Genomic DNA, 16,267 nt, shown 5'->3' on the forward strand with positions numbered 1-16,267 from the left:
TGAAATGTATAGAATAATTCATTTGATTTTTGCAGTTTTCTTTACCTGATTTCTATTTTTCTCAAATGTTTCTTCTTAAATTCAGAAGGTGTTTGCCCCACGTGTTGTTTAAACAATTTATTAAAATAGGAGAGACTTTCAAAACCCACCTGAAAACAAACTTCCGTCACAGAATAATCTTTCAGCAAAAAGATTTGTGCCTGATTAATCCTGTAATTATTCACAAAATCTGTGAAGGTCATATTGGTTTGTTTTTTAAAATAACGACAAAAAGCGGGGGTACTTAAACTCACCGTTTTTGCAATTTCATTGACATTTGTTTTTTTATCATAATTTTCATGAATGTAATCATAAATCGTTCCCATTCTGATTTTATCATTCAAAAACCATTTTATTCTGGTATCTTCATTGTTTAATTCTTTTACTTCAGCAGAGTTGGCAAGAATCTGTAAAATTTCAATCAAACCTATCAAAGATTCGAAAGAATTTTTATCCTTGATAATGTTAAGCTTTTCAACAACAGTTTTTTTCGTTTCTCCAAAAAATGACAATCCAAGATAAGAACGATCTAAAAGTTTTTTAATTTGATCAAATTCAGGAATGTTGAGAATCAAATCCTGTAGAAAATTCTCCCTCATTTGCAGAACGAGTTGTTTGCATTCAGTCTGAATCCCGTAATCAAAATTGAGATGAGGGACATTGGAGCCAATGAGCAATAAATCACTGTCTGTGAAACCCGAAATATCTTTTCCCACATGCCGTATCCCGTTTGAAGCTTCTACATAAACTAGTTCTATTTCAGGATGGTAATGCCAAAAAAAACAATTTTTAAGGGATGGTGAAAAAAGCTTAAATGATTTTTCTTTTTCAAATTCAATGATTTCCTTCTGGATTTTCATTGTGGGGTTCTGATTTGATTATTTAATAATATAAAATTAAATAAAAATGTTAATACAGAGCAATTTTTTATCATTCAGACGGAAGCGAAAATGGTTATTTCTCCCGATTTTTGCACTTTCTAACAGGAATTAATTGTTCTGGTTGATTCTTCCTAAAAATGATTCATAAAAAAGGGTTATAAAAAATGACGATTGATAAAAGAATAATACCGTTGGCCATCGGTGGTTTGGGGATCGGAACTACGGAATTTACAGTGATGGGATTGCTTCCCGACATTGCAAAAACATTACAGATTACAATTCCTGAAGCGGGACACTTGATTTCCGCTTATGCTTTGGGAGTGGTAATTGGAGCTCCAATTTTGATTGGATATTCTGTGAAGTTTCCCCCTAAAAAAGTTCTGATCGTATTGATGATGATCTTTACACTATTCAATGCATTATCCGCAGTGGCACCGGATTATACAAGTATGCTGATTATCAGATTTCTCTCCGGATTGCCTCACGGAGCATTTTTCGGGGTGGGTACTGTTGTAGCATCAAGAATGGCCGGGAAAGGGAAGGAGGCACTTTATATTTCTTTAATGTTTACCGGTCTTACGGTTGCGAATCTTGCGATGGTTCCTTTAGTAACGTATATCGGCCATGCCTTCCATTGGAGATGGTATTTTGCCATTGTTGGAGCAATTGGCTTAGTTGCATTATTATTCTTAAAACTTTGGCTTCCAACGATGGAAACGAATCAAGATAGTCATTTTTTGGAAGAATTGAAATTCCTGAAAAAAAGGCAGTCATGGTTAGTATTGCTGATTACAGCAATTGGTTTTGGCGGACTTTTTACCTGGTTTAGTTATATTACGCCTTTGATGACTGTAATTGCCGGAATTAAAGAGAGCCAGATGGCTTACGTAATGATACTTGCAGGAGCAGGAATGGTTGTAGGGAATTTGGCAGGAGGTATTTTATCGGATAAATTAGGTCCCGAAAAAACCTGTTCTTTATTGCTTTTCTTAATGATGGCTTCTTTGGCAGGAGTATTTTTCCTTTCCGAATATCAAAATATTGCGTTAACATTAACCTTTATTTGTGGAGCTTTATCCATGTCCGTTGCAGCGCCGATTAATATAATGATGATGAAAGCAGCACCAAAAAGTGAAATGATGGCAGCAGCATTTATGCAGGCGGCTTTTAATATTGCCAATGCAATGGGCGCTTTTCTGGGAGGAATTCCTTTAGAACACGGTTATTCCTTCAAATATCCTTCTTTAGTGGGAGTCGGAATGACTTTAATAGGTCTGATTATCAGTTTACGATACAAATATTTATACAGCTCGCAAGCACAGGATGAAGATAAACTGGCAGTGGAATGTGTTTCCTGTGATAAATAAAAAAGAGAAGCAAATTTGCTTCTCCTTTTGTTTAAAAATACTCCTTACGCTTCTACTTCATTACCATTTTTACACCAATAAAGAGCATTGTATAAATTTTCTTTTGGAAAAGATTTAAATTCTCCAGGCATTAAAACACTGAATATATCAGTGAAGTTCTGCACACCTTCTTTGTCTGTGACAATGGCAGCTCTGTTCCAATTTGTCAAATTTTTTAATCCTAAAAGTGCATCCTGAAGCCAGGCTCCCATTGTAAAATTCTCCAGATCAGTGTCCAAATACAATAAGTAATTCAGTTCACCAAACTGTTCTACTTTTTCTTTTACATGTGGAACTACCAAGCTTTCAAAATCTTCTTTCGTCACATCTCCTGTTGCACTAAATGCCGCAACATTTTCCGGAGCTTCTGGAATAATCGTTATCATATCTATTATTTTTAATGTGGTTTGATTTTAGGTCAAAGAACAATAATTAAACCACAAATCGTTAAAATACTCATAAATATTACTATTTTAGTGTAAAATATTAATATGGATCTTAAATCTAACGAACCGTTTTGGCTTTTAAAAAACGGATTGATCAAATCATATCCATCCTTGAAATCAGATGAAGAATGTGATGTTTTAATTATCGGTGGCGGAATCACAGGAAGTTTGATTGCTCATCAAATGATAGAAGATAGTTACAAAACAATTCTTATTGATAAGCGTGAAATTTGTAATGGAAGCACTTCAGCGACAACATCCATGCTGCAGTACGAAATAGACGTTCCTCTTTTTGAGTTAAAGGAAAAAATAGGTGAAAAGGGCGCTATAGAAAGTTATAAAGCGTGTTCAGATTCTATTGACATTTTAGAAAGACTTTCGGAAAAAATAAAATCTAAAGCAGGTTTTAAAAGAAAAAAATCCCTGTATTTCGCTTCTAAAAAGGAAGATGTCGATTGGTTGAAAAAGGAATTTGAAGCCAGAAAAAAAGCGGGTTTTGAGGTAAAATGGTTGGACGCAGATAAAATTCTGGAAAACTTTGGGCTTGAAAAAACATTTGGAGGAATTGTTTCAAATCAGGGAGCAAGTATTGACGCATTCAAATTTTCTCATGAATTATTTGAATTGAATACCAAAAAAGGCTTGAAAATTTTCGACAAGACCGAAATGATAAAAGTTGAATATTTTAAAGGTTTTAATATAGTTACAGTTGATTCCGGATTTCAAATTAAAGCAAAGAAAATTATTTACTGTATTGGGTATGAAAGTAAAAATTTAATTAAAGAAAACTTTGTCAATTTAAAAAGTACCTATGCTGTGGTTTCTGAAATAGATGATGATAAATTTAAAAATATCACGAGTACTTTAGTCTGGAATACTGATGAGCCTTATATGTATATGCGTACAACAGATGACGGAAGAATGCTTATTGGAGGAGGAGACGAAGATTTTTATGACGCAGAAAAACGGGATAAGCTTCTTGATAAAAAAGAAAAGGAAATTTTAAAAGGGTTAAAGAAAATAAAACCTGATTATCATTTTTATACAGATTTTGTCTGGGCAGGAACTTTTGGCGAAACAAAAGATGGGCTTCCATACATTAGTGAACATGAAAAATTTAAAAATTCTTATTTTGTGTTAGGTTTTGGTGGAAATGGAATAACTTTTTCAGTTACCGGGATGGAAATGGCTTCTCTTTTTATGCAGGGAAAAAAGCATCCGTTATCGAGGTATTTTAAATTCGGAAGGTAATTTTTTTATTATTTACAAGTAAAAAAACACTTTTCAGTTTCATCATTATTTACAATTTATTAGATAAAATAAAAACCGCGCTTCAATTTGAAGCGCGGTTTTCTAACAATTACGAACTGTAGCCATTTTTCTTGGCTAATTCAAGAACCGATTTTTCAATCGCTTTTCCAAGGTCATCAGAATCTGAATTTCCACGCTTTTTCATTTCAGTGTCAATATAATCCTGGCGCTTTTTTGATAGTTCATTAATTTCTTTTTGAATCTTTTCGCGCTCGGCAGATTTTTGTATGACAACCTTTTGAATTTCCGTACTGCTTTTTCCTTTTAATTCAGAAGGAAGCTCTTCCTGCCTGATATTGGAAATATAATCTTTGTCTTTTTCAGCTTTATCAACCAAATCCCAATGGTCATTTTTATAAGCATTTTTTTTAGACTTTGCAACGGTTCTTTCAACTGCATTGGCTGCAGACTGGGCTTCTGCATTCCTATCCTGAATCACCTGTTTCGTTTTATATTCCGAACCCCGGCTTCCATAATAAATATACGTGTCATTCAATTTTGTGTTGCATTCAGAAATTCTAATATCATAAGGTGTTTCAATATACATTACTTTTCTGTCGCTGTCGATATTGAAATATTTTCCGTCTCCCAATACAGCTCCGTTTTGCCAGAAACTTTGTATTCCTTCATTTCTGTCACCACAAAAAATAGTATTGGTGTAGATATTTTTATTTTTCGCTTTGGAAATGACGTCTTTATAATTTACTTTCCCTTGATTAAACGGCTCATTTCCTGCGATATAAATCAATTTCATACTTTTTTCATTACTGTCCCAATTAAGGTTCATAGAGGCATCACGGATTACAGCACCACAATATTCACTTCCGCCATTTGTTTTTAAGGCAAATAATTTTTCAGAAACCAAATCCAGATCCTGAGTAAGTGCGGTGACCTGCCGAATGTAATTTTCATCCTTAATTCCGTCATTGCCATATTCATAAAGGGCAATTTCTACTTGTGGAGCTTTTCCGTTATATTTCAATGTTGTCAATGTGTTTACAATACTCCAAAGTCTGGATTTTGCCTGATCAATCAAGCCGTCCATACTGTTTGATGTATCTAAAAGCAAAGCCACCTGAATTTTATTTTCTTTGCTTACAGATGAAGAAATTTCGTTTGGAACGATATTTCTTCTTAAAGGTTTTCTTTGGGCAGGCGATCCGTTTTGGGCGTGTAAAAAAGCTGTAACCCCTAATGTTAATGCTAAAATTTTAATAGTAGTCATGATTTTATATTTTAAAGGATTTCGTATTTTGTTTTGATGCTGTATTTCAGCTTGATACTTTCTATATTATCAAAAGAATAATCCACTCCTGTATCTGCAGATTCCAGCTGTACATTGCTCATTTTTGCAGACTTATAGGCCATTGGAACAATCGTATCACTCATATAATCTTCGATTTCTATGATTTCGATTGGATTTCCTGTCTTTTTGCCAATACTTTCCAATAAATAATCTGCTTTTTCTCTGGCGGCCTTTAATGCATTGATTTTAACGGTTTTTCTAAAATCAGCGATTTTTGTGTTTTTAACCTCAGAAATGTTTAAGGTTGTTATCCATTTTTGGTTTAAGTCTTCAAAAAGCTTACTCACGTTGGTTTTAGCATTGACTTTAAACTGAAAACTTTTTGTGAATTTTATCGTTTTTGAATATAAATTCTGATACATGGATTTAAATTTAATATCTTCATTTTTCACTCCGTCATTCTTGAGTGCTTCAAATAATTTTTTTTCATTATCCGCCAAATCATTTTTGTTGTCAGCTTTTATTCCGATGTTGAAGATAATTTCATCCGGTTCTACTTCCATTTCGGCTGCTCCCGTTACTTCAATTGCATTTTTCTTGATTTCCTGTGCGTTTGTAAAGTTTCCAAGAATAAATAATCCGATTAATAAAAAATGTCTCAATTTCATAATTTCTTGTTTTAATTTTAAATTCTAATGTAAAATTATCAGGATTCAGAACCGAAATTTTAAAGACTTGGTGAAATGAGGGTTTCACTTGGTGAATAGTTTTTGGCAAACTGTATATATGTATATCTTTGTTTTATGAAAATGATTCGGCTTTTTATTATCCTTTTTATGATGCTTTTTGGGAATACAATATATTCTCAGGTAACTAATGTTGCACAGGAAGTTCAGACACAAAGTAAAAAGCTGAAAAAGGCTGTTGATTCTAAAGACGAATCAGCTCAGGCAGAATCCTATTACAATATTGGAGAAACATTTTTCAACGACGGAAATTTTCCTAAAAGCGAAGAGTATTATACCAGAGCCAAAACTATTTACGAAAAACTGAATGATAGGCCCAATATTGAAAAAACTACGCGAAGACTGGCTCAATCACAGGAAAAACAAAATAAAATAACCCCTGCAATACATAATTACAGTAAAGCTGCAAAAGTAGGATACTCCAGTGAAAACCGTACAGTAAATTCTAATGATGTCACAAGGCTTTCTGCCAATTCTCCGGAAATGAAAGCGGAAGCGATTCAAAGTAATATCCAGATCACCGAAAAAGAAAATGATAAAGGTGATTTGGCAGCGAGTTACAGCCAAATGGCAGATGTAAACATTCAGCAGAAAGATATTCCCAAAGCAGAAGAAAATCTGAATAATGCTTATAAACTTTCTAAAAAAGAAACTCCTCAACATGCGTTGGAAATTAATAAAAAGCTTACAAATTTTTATGTTGAAAACAAAAACTTTGATAAAGCAATCGAAGCTCAGAAAAAGGTTTTAAAGGAAGATTTTGTAAAAGATAATTCTCAGGAAAAAGTCAATCAGATTCAGGAATTAGCAGATATTTACATTAAGAAAAATGATACTGAAGAAGCAATTAGTTTATTAAAAAGTGCTTATGGAATTGCTTTGCAGAAAGGCCATACTTTAGAAGCCCAAAAAAGTGTAAAAAGATTAGATAGCCTTTATAACATTTCTGACAATAAAGAAGCTTCTGTGCAGTTGTACAGAGATTTTCTTGGAAAATTGCCGGATCTGGTTTCAAAGGACAGAAGTTTGGTTGATAATAAGATTTTGGAGGATACAGAACAGAGAATCAGTCAGCTGGAAAAAGAAAGAGAACTGAAAGACGAGCTCATCCGAAAGAAAAATATTTTTAATTACAGCCTGATTGGTGCTTTGATTCTCCTAATGGGGTTAATGGTTTTCATCTTCAGAACCTTAAAAAAAGTCCAGATTAAGAATAAGAAAATCGCTTTGCAGTCGCTTCGCCGGGAGATGAATCCGCATTTTATTTTTAATAGCTTAAATAGTGTCAATCATTTTATTGCAACAAATAACGAACTGGAAGCTAATCAGTATCTAACCAGGTTTTCAAAATTAATGCGTGGTGTGATGGAAAATTCTACTGAAGATTTTATTCCGTTCCAGCAGGAATTAGACCTGCTTCAAAATTATCTGGCCCTGGAAAAAACACGTTTTGCAGACAAGTTTGATTATGAAATTAAAATTGATGAAAATGTAAGCACACAAAATCTGAAGGTTCCCGGAATGCTTGTTCAGCCCTTTTTGGAAAATGCAATCTGGCACGGGTTAAGATATAGAACGGAGAAAGGATTTTTAAAATTAAGTTTTGAAAAAAACAATCAGCATTTAAAAATTATTATTGAAGACGACGGAATCGGAATAAAGGAAAGCAGACAACAGAAAACAATTCACCAAAAAAGCAGGGAAGGCCGCGGAATGAAAAATACACTGGAAAGAATAACACTCTTGAATGATTTGTACAATCAAGATATCCAATGTAAAATCACCGATAAAAAAGGAGCACAGGGAGTTTTGGTTAAAATCAGTTATAAAATGGTGAATAAATGACTGACAAAGTGAATTTTCTGAGTATTATAACCTAAATCTATCACCTTATAACCTGAAAAAATATGAAAATAAAAGCTGTAATCGTAGATGACGAAGTCATTGCAAGAGATGTTTTGAGAAATTATCTTACAAAATACTGTCCGCAGGTGGAAATTTTGGGTGAAGCTGAAAATATAAAAGAAGCTATTCCTTTGATTGCTGAAAAACGACCTCAACTGGTATTTTTAGATGTAGAAATGCCTTTCGGAAATGCTTTTGATGTCTTGGAAGCGACGAAGGAATTTTCTTACGAGACAATTTTTATCACAGCTTTTTCACAATATTCCTTACAGGCTCTGAATAAATCGGCAAGTTATTATATTTTAAAACCTATTGATATTCAGGAGCTTATTGTAGCGGTAAATAAAGTGGCAGAAAGTCTCGAAAATAAAGAAGAACTTAACCGTAATAAAATTCTCCTTGAAAATTTAAAATTAAAACCTGAAAAGCAACAGCTTATTCTTCCAACATTACAGGGTTTTGACGTGGTAAAAACAGAAGATATCGTAAGGCTTCAGGCAGATGGAAATTTCACTCAGGTGTATCTTACGGATGGGTCTAAAAAAATGGTTTGCAGATTTTTAAAACATTTTGATGATTTATTGGAAAATCCTTTTGTAAGAGTCCACCGTTCACATATTATCAACACCATTTTTGTGAAATCTTATCATAAAAGTGGGACGGCAACACTTTCTGATGATACGGAAATTGAAATTTCAGGGAGCTTTAAAGATAATTTTCTGAAAGTTTTTTCTTAGTCTTTAAGGCTGAATTAATATCCTTAAGGCATTATTTTTGAAGTTTTCATCATAATCACAAACTTAATAGTATTATGAAGACTTTTCAAAAAATAGCAATTCCGGTTTCGCTGGGCGTTTTGGGTCTGATTGTTTTCAGTTCCTGTTCGGTCGGGATTCCTAAAGGAGCAACAGCTGTAAAGAATTTTAATGTGGATAAATATCTTGGAAAGTGGTATGAAATTGCACGCTTCGATTACAAATTTGAGAAAGATATGGATAACGTTACTGCCACTTATTCCCAAAGCCCAAACGGAATAATCCGGGTGGATAATAAAGGATATCATTACGTCAAAAAAGAGTGGAAAGAGTCCATTGGAGAAGCAAAATTTGTTGATAAAAAAACAGAAGCACGTTTAAAAGTTTCATTTTTTAAACCTATTTGGGCCGGTTATAATGTGATTGATATTGATGATGACTATCAATATGCCTTGGTTGCAGGGAACAGTTTAAAATACCTTTGGATTTTATCCAGAACCACAAAAATACCTGAAAGCATCAGACAGCGTTTTTTAGAAAAGGCGAAAAAAATTGGTTATAATACGGACGAACTTATCTGGGTGAAGCATAATCAATAACTTTAGGGTAAGAAAGCTGAGGAGGCACATAATGTTGCTTTAAAAACCAGTTCTGAACGTTAAGAATAAAAACTTAATCTGTTAAAAAATTTCTACTGCCTGAAGCGTAATATAATATTTAACTGAAATCAAAAATTGAATTCACGCAAGTTTTGGAATTTTAGAATTAAGTTTTTATTTTTAGCGGAAATTTCCAAGTCTTGATTTTTTATCTTATGAGAAAGGGGAATTTTAGCCCAAGCTCTTATATTCTTTCCATTCCTGAAAACGATGGTCTATCACAAGCTTCATCAGGTCATAATTCTCATACGTATCTTCGATGTGGTAAAAAGTTTCATATTCGTAATCGTTTTCTTCAGCTTTAGCATCAAAAATATTCACATAATCATCGGCAAATGAACTGAATCTGTTTCCAAAATCGGTATCGTCTTTATAATAATCCTGCGCAAAAGCATTTCCCAAGTCATTCAAATCGTATTCAGAAAATTTTCCGTCCATTGAATCCATAATAAATTCTGCTCCGGTGATTTCTCTCCGCATTAATTTTTGTATTTCTTCTTCATCTTCTTTCAATTCATCTGAAATCAAATCATTTTGAATACACCAGTTCAGAAACATACCTGTGTGTGTTACCCCATTTTTCTCAGGAAGCCCTTCCGGAAAATCTCCTCCACAATGCCAAGATGCATCATCATATTTTGCCATATTTTTTAATTATAGTTTTAAACAATTCTCATCAAAAATAGAAAAAATCAATTTATATTGTCCGTCAGGGAGAATTTTACGTCATTTGTATAAGATTTTTTTCGAAAACAAAATATGGAAAATGCTGTTCTGATTACTATTGGTGACGAAATCCTTTCTGGAAATACGGTTGATACCAATTCTAACTTCATTGCTACTGAACTTAAAAATATAGGAATAAGAGTTTCTCAAATCTTAACCATTTCAGATGAAATTGAAACCATCAAAATTGCCCTGCAATCTGCTTTTGAAATTGGAGATTTAATTATTACAACAGGCGGATTAGGACCAACAAGAGATGACAAGACTAAGAAAGCGATTGCCGAATTTTTTAACGATAAAATTGCTTTGGATGAGGTTACTTTTAATCATCTGAAAACATATATGGAAAAACGCGGGCGTCTGGAAATTCTTGAAAGAAATCGTGAACAGGCTTTCGTTCCTACAAAATCTAAAGTTTTTCAAAATCATTACGGAACTGCACCCTGTATGATGATGGAGCAGGAAGGGAAGTTGTTATTCAGTCTTCCGGGTGTTCCTTACGAAGTAAAACCATTGATAAAAGACCAGATTGTTCCTTATTTACAGGAAAAATTTAATTTGCATTATATTTCTACGAGAATAGTTTCCGTTGTTGGCATTCCTGAAAGTATTTTGGCAGATACGATTGAAGATTGGGAGCTTGCTTTACCTCAAAACATAGCATTATCCTATCTTCCTGTCGGAACACGGGTAAAGCTGAGATTGACAGCCAATGGTGATAATGAAGCATTTTTACAGCAGCAATTAGAAGAGGAAATTCAAAAATTGCTTCCTTTAATTAAAGACAATGTGATTGCAACTTCGGAAGATAAAATCGAAAAAATTCTTGCTGAAATCTTAACGGAAAGAAAATTAACAATTTCCACCGCAGAAAGCTGTACCGGTGGTGAATTGGCGAAAATGATAACCTCAAATTCCGGAAGCTCAAAATACTTTTTAGGAGGGATAGTAGCGTATGCAACAGAAAAGAAAATAGAAATTTTAAAAGTTAAAAAAGAAACCGTTGATAAGTTTACTGTTGTAAGTGAGCAGGTTGCCTCTGAAATGGCAGAAGGTTGTCAGAAATTATTTGATACCCGTATTTCTATGTCAACAACGGGAGTTGCCGGCCCAGGGAAAGGGGAGGACGGCAAAGAAGTAGGTACTGTTTTTTATACCATAAGAGTGGATGAAAAAGTAATAACTTCAAAATTATACATGCCACATTTAGACAGGCTTGATTTTATGAATTTTGTTTCACAGAAGATTATTCAGGACTTAGTAGGGATTCTTATAAATAATTAAACGTAAACTTTATTTAGTATTAAAAGTGAAAACGTCTTTTTGGGGATTCTTAAAAAGAACCGGAAATATAAAAGAGATAGCTACAATGTAATATTTATGTAAATTTGTTTCAGTAAAAAGTAACAAATAATTAAAAGAACATACATATTGTATAAATTGTTATTATAATGAAAAAATTAACGCTTTCCTTATTTTTATTAGCAGGAATGTGTTCCCAAAATATGGTGAACGCACAGGCTAATGCTGCTAAAACGGTTGTAGCCGGAACGGATAAAGGCCTTGACCTTAGCTTGATGGACAAATCTGTACGTCCGCAAGATGATTTTTATAACTATGTGAGTGGAACTTGGATGAAGACTGCCAAAATCCCTTCTGACAAACCTACTTGGGGAAGTTTCAATAAATTGGCTGATGATACAGACAATAATTCTATGACGATTCTGAACTCTCTTTTGAAAGACAAATTTGCTGATGGGACAGAGGGTAAAAAAATCCAGGACCTGTATGCTACCTATATGAATATGCAGAAAAGAAATGCAGATGGAATTAAGCCAATTCAGGAAAATATTAACAAAATTGATGCTATCAAAAACCTTGCAGATCTTCAGAATTATTTAACTTCTGTAACGAAAGAAGGAGAAAATAATTTTTACGGATGGGGTGTTGATGCAGATTTGAAAGATTCTAAAATGAATGCTGTTTATTTAGGTGATGCATCTCTGGGTTTAGGAAGAGATTATTATCAAAAAGTAAACGAAAAAAATACGGAAGCTATTGCTGAGTATACAAAATATGTAGCTTCAATGCTGAAAGAATTGGGGTACAAAAATGCTGATGCAGCTGCAAAAGGAATTGTAGACTACGAAAAAAGTATTGCTCAGACCTATTTGACAAATGAGCAGAGCCGTGATAATACGCTTCAGTACAACCCAAAAACAATGGCTGAGCTTTCTGCCTTAGTGAAAAATGTAGATCTTCCTGCTTACCTTAAAAAAGCTGGAGTAAATACAGATAAGGTAATTATCGGGGAAATTGGATATTTTAAAAATTTAGATACATTTATTAATACTCAAAACCTTCCTGTAATCAAGGATTATTTGAAATTCCATATGATTCACGGAAGCGCTTCTTACCTAAGCGAAAAATTGGGTGATATGAAATTTGCTTTCTACGGTAAATATCTTAGAGGTCAACAAGAGCAAAGAGCACTTAACAAGAGAGGTTATGAGCTTATCAACGGAACGCTGGGGGAAGCTTTCGGAAAATTATATGTTGAAAAATATTTCCCGGCAGAGGCTAAAGCCCAAATGGTTGAGTTAATTGATTATTTAAAGAAAAGTTTCGCAGTTCACATCAATGGTTTGTCTTGGATGTCTGCTACAACAAAGGATAAAGCAATGCAGAAATTAAACAAATTTACTGTAAAAGTTGCTTATCCGGATAAATGGAAAGATTATTCTAAGCTGAATATTACTTCTGAAGCTAAAGGTGGAAATTTATATTCAAACCTTCAAAGCATTACAGAATGGCAATATAATAAAGATTTGGCTAAAATAGGAAAACCGGTTGATAAATCTGAATGGGGAATGACTCCGCAGACAGTAAATGCTTATTATAACCCGGTAAACAATGAAATCGTATTTCCTGCAGCAATTCTTCAGCCGCCTTTCTTTAATCCGCAAGCAGATGCTGCCGTGAATTTTGGTGGAATCGGTGCGGTTATCGGTCACGAAATGAGCCACGGATTTGATGATTCGGGAGCACAGTTTGATGCAGACGGAAACTTAGTGGACTGGTGGACTCCGGAAGATAAAGCAAACTTTGAAAAAGCTACAAAAGCTCTTGCTGCTCAATACGATAAATATGAGCCTGTAAAAGGAACATTTGTAAACGGAACTTTCACAAACGGTGAAAATATCGCTGACTTAGGTGGTGTAAATATTGCTTACGATGCACTTCAAATGTATTTAAAAGATAAAGGAAATCCTGGTACAATCAGTGGATTTACACAAGACCAAAGATTCTTTTTAAGCTGGGCAACAGTTTGGAGAACATTATCAAGTGAAAAATACATGGTAAACCAAGTGAAAACAGACCCGCACTCTCCTGGATATTTCAGAAGTTTCGGTCCGATTATCAATGTTGATGCATTCTACAAAGCATTTGATGTAAAAGAAGGGGATAAACTTTATAAAGCTCCTCAGGACAGGATCAAAATCTGGTAATAACTACAAAAAATAGTAAAACCGTTCAGAAATGAGCGGTTTTTTTATAATATTTACGATTACTTCAAATGTATTTATGAATGATTTGCTGTATGTCAAAAGTTTATTAATGTAAAAGCATATTTGTTATATGGCTAAAAAATAAGATCTTACAAGTTGTAATTTTTTATATAAGTGAATTTTTAAAATGTAAATAAATGAAAAAAGAGATTATTTTATACGAAAGATTAAATGAGTATGAATATAAGAATAATAACTTAGCCATACTGATGAGGAAATATTATTGTTCTCTTAAACTCTATTCAATTAACATAACTTATTTAACATAATTTTGTATATTTGGTAAGTTTGTGTAAAATCTAAAACAATCTTTAATGAAAAAGCTAAATATTGGAATACTTGCCCTTTCCGGATTGGTATTTTTAAATTCGTGTGGAACAACAAAAACTGCGGATACTCAAAAGCCTGAGACAATGAAAGGAGTTGAAATTGTAGAACCGAAAAAAGAGGAAGTAAAAGAGGAGGGGATCAACTTATCTTATATGGATAAAAGTGTTCGTCCGCAAGATGATTTTTTTAGCTACGTAAACGGAAACTGGGTAAAAACCACTCAAATTCCTTCCGATAAAGCGAGCTGGGGATCTTTTAATGCATTAAGAGAAAATGTAGATGATGCTTCTTTGGATATTTTAAACAAAATTTTATCTGAAAGTTATTCTGAAGGTTCTGAAGGACAGAAAATTCAGAATCTGTATGCATCTTTCATGGATATATCAAAAAGAAATGCAGAAGGCCTAACGCCAATCAAAGGAGATTTAGCAAAAATTGATGCTATCAAAAACCTTGCAGATCTTCAAAAGTATCTTTTAGAAGCCACAAAATTGGGCGACAACTCTTTCTACGGATGGAGAGTAGGCGCAGATATGAAAAATTCTACGATGAATGCCGTATATCTTGGTGGTCCTGATCTTGGTTTAGGAAGAGATTATTATCAAAAAGTAAATGAAGCAAATACCAAAACTTTAGCTGAATACCAATCTTATGTTGGGAAATTATTCGGAGTTTTGGGGTATAAAAATTCTGATGCAGCTGCAAAAAATGTTGTTGATTTTGAAAAGCAATTAGCGAATTATCTATTGACTCTTGAGCAAAACAGAGATGCAAATTTGAGATACAATCCTAAAAATGTATCTGAATTATCTGGTTTGGTTAAAAATATCAACCTTGCAAAATATTTGAGTGATGCAGGGGTAAAAACTGATAAAGTTATCGTAGGTGAATTAAAATATTACCAGAATATGGATCAGTTCCTGACTCAGAAAAACCTTCCATTGCTAAAAGATTATTTGAAATATCATTTAATTAACAGTAATGCAAGCAATTTAGATGAAAATTTAGAGCAAATCAGGTTTGATTTTTATTCTAAATATCTTCAAGGACAAAAAGAACAGCGACCGATGAACAAAAGAGGCCTTTCTCTTGTAAACAGTGTTCTTGGTGAAGCTTTTGGTAAATTATATGTTGAAAAATACTTCACTCCGGAAGCAAAAGCCCAGATGGAGACTTATATTGATTATATTTTAAAATCATTCAAAACTCATATCAATGATATAGACTGGATGTCTCCTGAAACAAAAGTAAAAGCTCAGGAAAAATTATCAAAATTCACAGTGAAAATCGCTTATCCGGACAAGTGGAAGGATTATACTCAGTTGAAAGTAGAATCTCCAAAAGCAGGAGCAACTTTATATTCAAATCTTCAGAATGTCTCAGCTTGGCAATATCAGAAAAATTTAGACAAAGTAGGAAAACCGGTGGACAAAACTGAATGGGGAATGACCCCGCAGACGGTAAATGCTTATTATAGCGGTTCAAACAACGAAATTGTTTTCCCTGCTGCCATTCTTCAGCCTCCTTTTTACAACCCAAAAGCTGATGCTGCAGTTAACTTTGGTGGGATTGGAGCCGTTATTGGTCACGAAATTTCTCACGGATTCGATGATAGCGGTTCAAGATTTGATGGTGATGGTAACTTAAATAACTGGTGGACAGATGCTGATCGTAAAAACTTCGATGCTAAAGTGGGGCAGCTGGCAGCCCAGTACAGCGCTTACGAACCTGTAAAAGGAAGCTTTGTAAACGGTAAATTTACAAGCGGTGAAAATATTGGTGATCTTGGCGGAGTAGCTGTTGCTTACGATGCGCTGCAAATGTATCTTAAAGATAAAGGAAATCCGGGATTAATCAGTGGGTTTACACAAGATCAGAGATTCTTCATGAGTTGGGCAACAGTCTGGAGAACCAAATCTACGGAACAGTATATGACCAATCAGGTGAAAACAGACCCGCATTCTCCGGGAATTTTCAGAGCATTTGGTCCTTTAGTAAACCAGGACTCATTCATCAAAGCATTCGATATCAAGCCTGGAGACAAAATGTATAAAGCTCCTCAGGACAGGATAAAAATTTGGTAATAACAGCCAAAAATTGTTAGAAAAGAAAAACGCATCAGAAATGATGCGTTTTTTTATTTATTTTTCCTAGTTTAGTGACATCATTAAATGTTGATTTTTGGTTGATATTTTAGTGAACAAATTAAATATTTCAAGAAAAATCTTAACAAAATTTTGTATGTTAC

At 33.8% G+C, this 16,267-nt stretch carries 13 protein-coding genes; 8 read left to right on the top strand and 5 right to left on the bottom strand.

What is annotated here, in order from left to right; genetic code table 11:
* Window positions 1-41 precede the first annotated feature (41 nt).
* On the bottom strand, window positions 42-899 hold the full coding sequence (locus ACM39_RS04115) for an AraC family transcriptional regulator (protein WP_048509753.1): 858 nt from the start codon (window positions 897-899) through the stop codon (window positions 42-44).
* Window positions 900-1,084: 185 nt separating this feature from the next.
* Between ACM39_RS04115 and ACM39_RS04120 the strand changes: the two genes are divergently transcribed.
* Window positions 1,085-2,287 (top strand): MFS transporter, encoded by a 1,203-nt coding sequence (locus ACM39_RS04120; RefSeq protein ID WP_185097446.1) that lies wholly within the window; start codon window positions 1,085-1,087, stop codon window positions 2,285-2,287.
* A gap of 44 nt (window positions 2,288-2,331) precedes the next feature.
* Here the strand turns inward: ACM39_RS04120 and ACM39_RS04125 are convergent, their stop codons facing one another.
* Complete coding sequence (locus ACM39_RS04125) at window positions 2,332-2,712, bottom strand: STAS/SEC14 domain-containing protein (RefSeq protein ID WP_048509754.1); 381 nt, start codon at window positions 2,710-2,712, stop codon at window positions 2,332-2,334.
* Between the two features lie 105 nt (window positions 2,713-2,817).
* Here ACM39_RS04125 and ACM39_RS04130 point away from each other — a divergent pair, with 105 nt between their 5' ends.
* Window positions 2,818-4,023, top strand: coding sequence for an NAD(P)/FAD-dependent oxidoreductase (locus tag ACM39_RS04130; RefSeq protein ID WP_048509755.1), 1,206 nt, complete (start codon window positions 2,818-2,820; stop codon window positions 4,021-4,023).
* 109 nt (window positions 4,024-4,132) lie between these two features.
* Here ACM39_RS04130 and ACM39_RS04135 read toward each other — a convergent pair whose 3' ends face one another.
* Window positions 4,133-5,308 (bottom strand): VWA domain-containing protein, encoded by a 1,176-nt coding sequence (locus ACM39_RS04135; protein ID WP_048509756.1) that lies wholly within the window; start codon window positions 5,306-5,308, stop codon window positions 4,133-4,135.
* A gap of 11 nt (window positions 5,309-5,319) precedes the next feature.
* Window positions 5,320-5,997: an SIMPL domain-containing protein gene (locus tag ACM39_RS04140; RefSeq protein ID WP_048509757.1), complete on the bottom strand. Its 678-nt coding sequence runs from the start codon at window positions 5,995-5,997 to the stop codon at window positions 5,320-5,322.
* A gap of 135 nt (window positions 5,998-6,132) precedes the next feature.
* On the opposite strand from ACM39_RS04140, the gene ACM39_RS04145 reads away from it, so the two are divergent.
* The 3 genes from ACM39_RS04145 to ACM39_RS04155 all read left to right on the top strand — a co-directional run bounded on the left by ACM39_RS04145 (window position 6,133) and on the right by ACM39_RS04155 (window position 9,334).
* The gene (locus ACM39_RS04145; protein WP_048509758.1) at window positions 6,133-7,920 is read left to right on the top strand and encodes a histidine kinase; all 1,788 of its coding nucleotides are present in this window, start codon (window positions 6,133-6,135) and stop codon (window positions 7,918-7,920) included.
* A 62-nt stretch (window positions 7,921-7,982) separates the two neighbouring features.
* Window positions 7,983-8,717, top strand: coding sequence for a LytR/AlgR family response regulator transcription factor (locus ACM39_RS04150; protein ID WP_048509759.1), 735 nt, complete (start codon window positions 7,983-7,985; stop codon window positions 8,715-8,717).
* Between the two features lie 74 nt (window positions 8,718-8,791).
* On the top strand, window positions 8,792-9,334 hold the full coding sequence (locus tag ACM39_RS04155; protein WP_048509760.1) for a lipocalin family protein: 543 nt from the start codon (window positions 8,792-8,794) through the stop codon (window positions 9,332-9,334).
* A gap of 231 nt (window positions 9,335-9,565) precedes the next feature.
* On the opposite strand, the gene ACM39_RS04160 is transcribed toward ACM39_RS04155, so the two are convergent.
* Entirely contained in the window at window positions 9,566-10,039 is a 474-nt protein-coding gene (locus ACM39_RS04160) for a hypothetical protein (protein ID WP_048509761.1), read from the bottom strand.
* A 114-nt stretch (window positions 10,040-10,153) separates the two neighbouring features.
* On the opposite strand from ACM39_RS04160, the gene ACM39_RS04165 reads away from it, so the two are divergent.
* From ACM39_RS04165 to ACM39_RS04175, 3 genes are all read left to right on the top strand, one after another.
* Window positions 10,154-11,404, top strand: a complete 1,251-nt coding sequence (locus ACM39_RS04165; RefSeq protein ID WP_048509762.1) for a CinA family nicotinamide mononucleotide deamidase-related protein — start codon at window positions 10,154-10,156, stop codon at window positions 11,402-11,404.
* A 167-nt stretch (window positions 11,405-11,571) separates the two neighbouring features.
* Window positions 11,572-13,629 carry a M13 family metallopeptidase gene (locus ACM39_RS04170; protein ID WP_048509763.1) on the top strand — a complete coding sequence of 686 codons (2,058 nt, stop codon included), beginning with the start codon at window positions 11,572-11,574 and terminating at the stop codon, window positions 13,627-13,629.
* A gap of 374 nt (window positions 13,630-14,003) precedes the next feature.
* Window positions 14,004-16,103 carry a M13 family metallopeptidase gene (locus ACM39_RS04175; RefSeq protein ID WP_048509764.1) on the top strand — a complete coding sequence of 700 codons (2,100 nt, stop codon included), beginning with the start codon at window positions 14,004-14,006 and terminating at the stop codon, window positions 16,101-16,103.
* Window positions 16,104-16,267 lie beyond the last annotated feature (164 nt).

Origin of the sequence: Chryseobacterium sp. FH2, from assembly GCF_001045455.1 — a bacterium.
Lineage (GTDB): Bacteria > Bacteroidota > Bacteroidia > Flavobacteriales > Weeksellaceae > Chryseobacterium.

Coding starts and splice junctions, on each gene's coding strand:
- ACM39_RS04115 (WP_048509753.1), bottom strand. CDS start 899: ATGAAAATCCAGAAGGAAATCATTGAATTTGAAAAAGAAAAATCATTT.
- ACM39_RS04120 (WP_185097446.1), top strand. CDS start 1,085: ATGACGATTGATAAAAGAATAATACCGTTGGCCATCGGTGGTTTGGGG.
- ACM39_RS04125 (WP_048509754.1), bottom strand. CDS start 2,712: ATGATAACGATTATTCCAGAAGCTCCGGAAAATGTTGCGGCATTTAGT.
- ACM39_RS04130 (WP_048509755.1), top strand. CDS start 2,818: ATGGATCTTAAATCTAACGAACCGTTTTGGCTTTTAAAAAACGGATTG.
- ACM39_RS04135 (WP_048509756.1), bottom strand. CDS start 5,308: ATGACTACTATTAAAATTTTAGCATTAACATTAGGGGTTACAGCTTTT.
- ACM39_RS04140 (WP_048509757.1), bottom strand. CDS start 5,997: ATGAAATTGAGACATTTTTTATTAATCGGATTATTTATTCTTGGAAAC.
- ACM39_RS04145 (WP_048509758.1), top strand. CDS start 6,133: ATGAAAATGATTCGGCTTTTTATTATCCTTTTTATGATGCTTTTTGGG.
- ACM39_RS04150 (WP_048509759.1), top strand. CDS start 7,983: ATGAAAATAAAAGCTGTAATCGTAGATGACGAAGTCATTGCAAGAGAT.
- ACM39_RS04155 (WP_048509760.1), top strand. CDS start 8,792: ATGAAGACTTTTCAAAAAATAGCAATTCCGGTTTCGCTGGGCGTTTTG.
- ACM39_RS04160 (WP_048509761.1), bottom strand. CDS start 10,039: ATGGCAAAATATGATGATGCATCTTGGCATTGTGGAGGAGATTTTCCG.
- ACM39_RS04165 (WP_048509762.1), top strand. CDS start 10,154: ATGGAAAATGCTGTTCTGATTACTATTGGTGACGAAATCCTTTCTGGA.
- ACM39_RS04170 (WP_048509763.1), top strand. CDS start 11,572: ATGAAAAAATTAACGCTTTCCTTATTTTTATTAGCAGGAATGTGTTCC.
- ACM39_RS04175 (WP_048509764.1), top strand. CDS start 14,004: ATGAAAAAGCTAAATATTGGAATACTTGCCCTTTCCGGATTGGTATTT.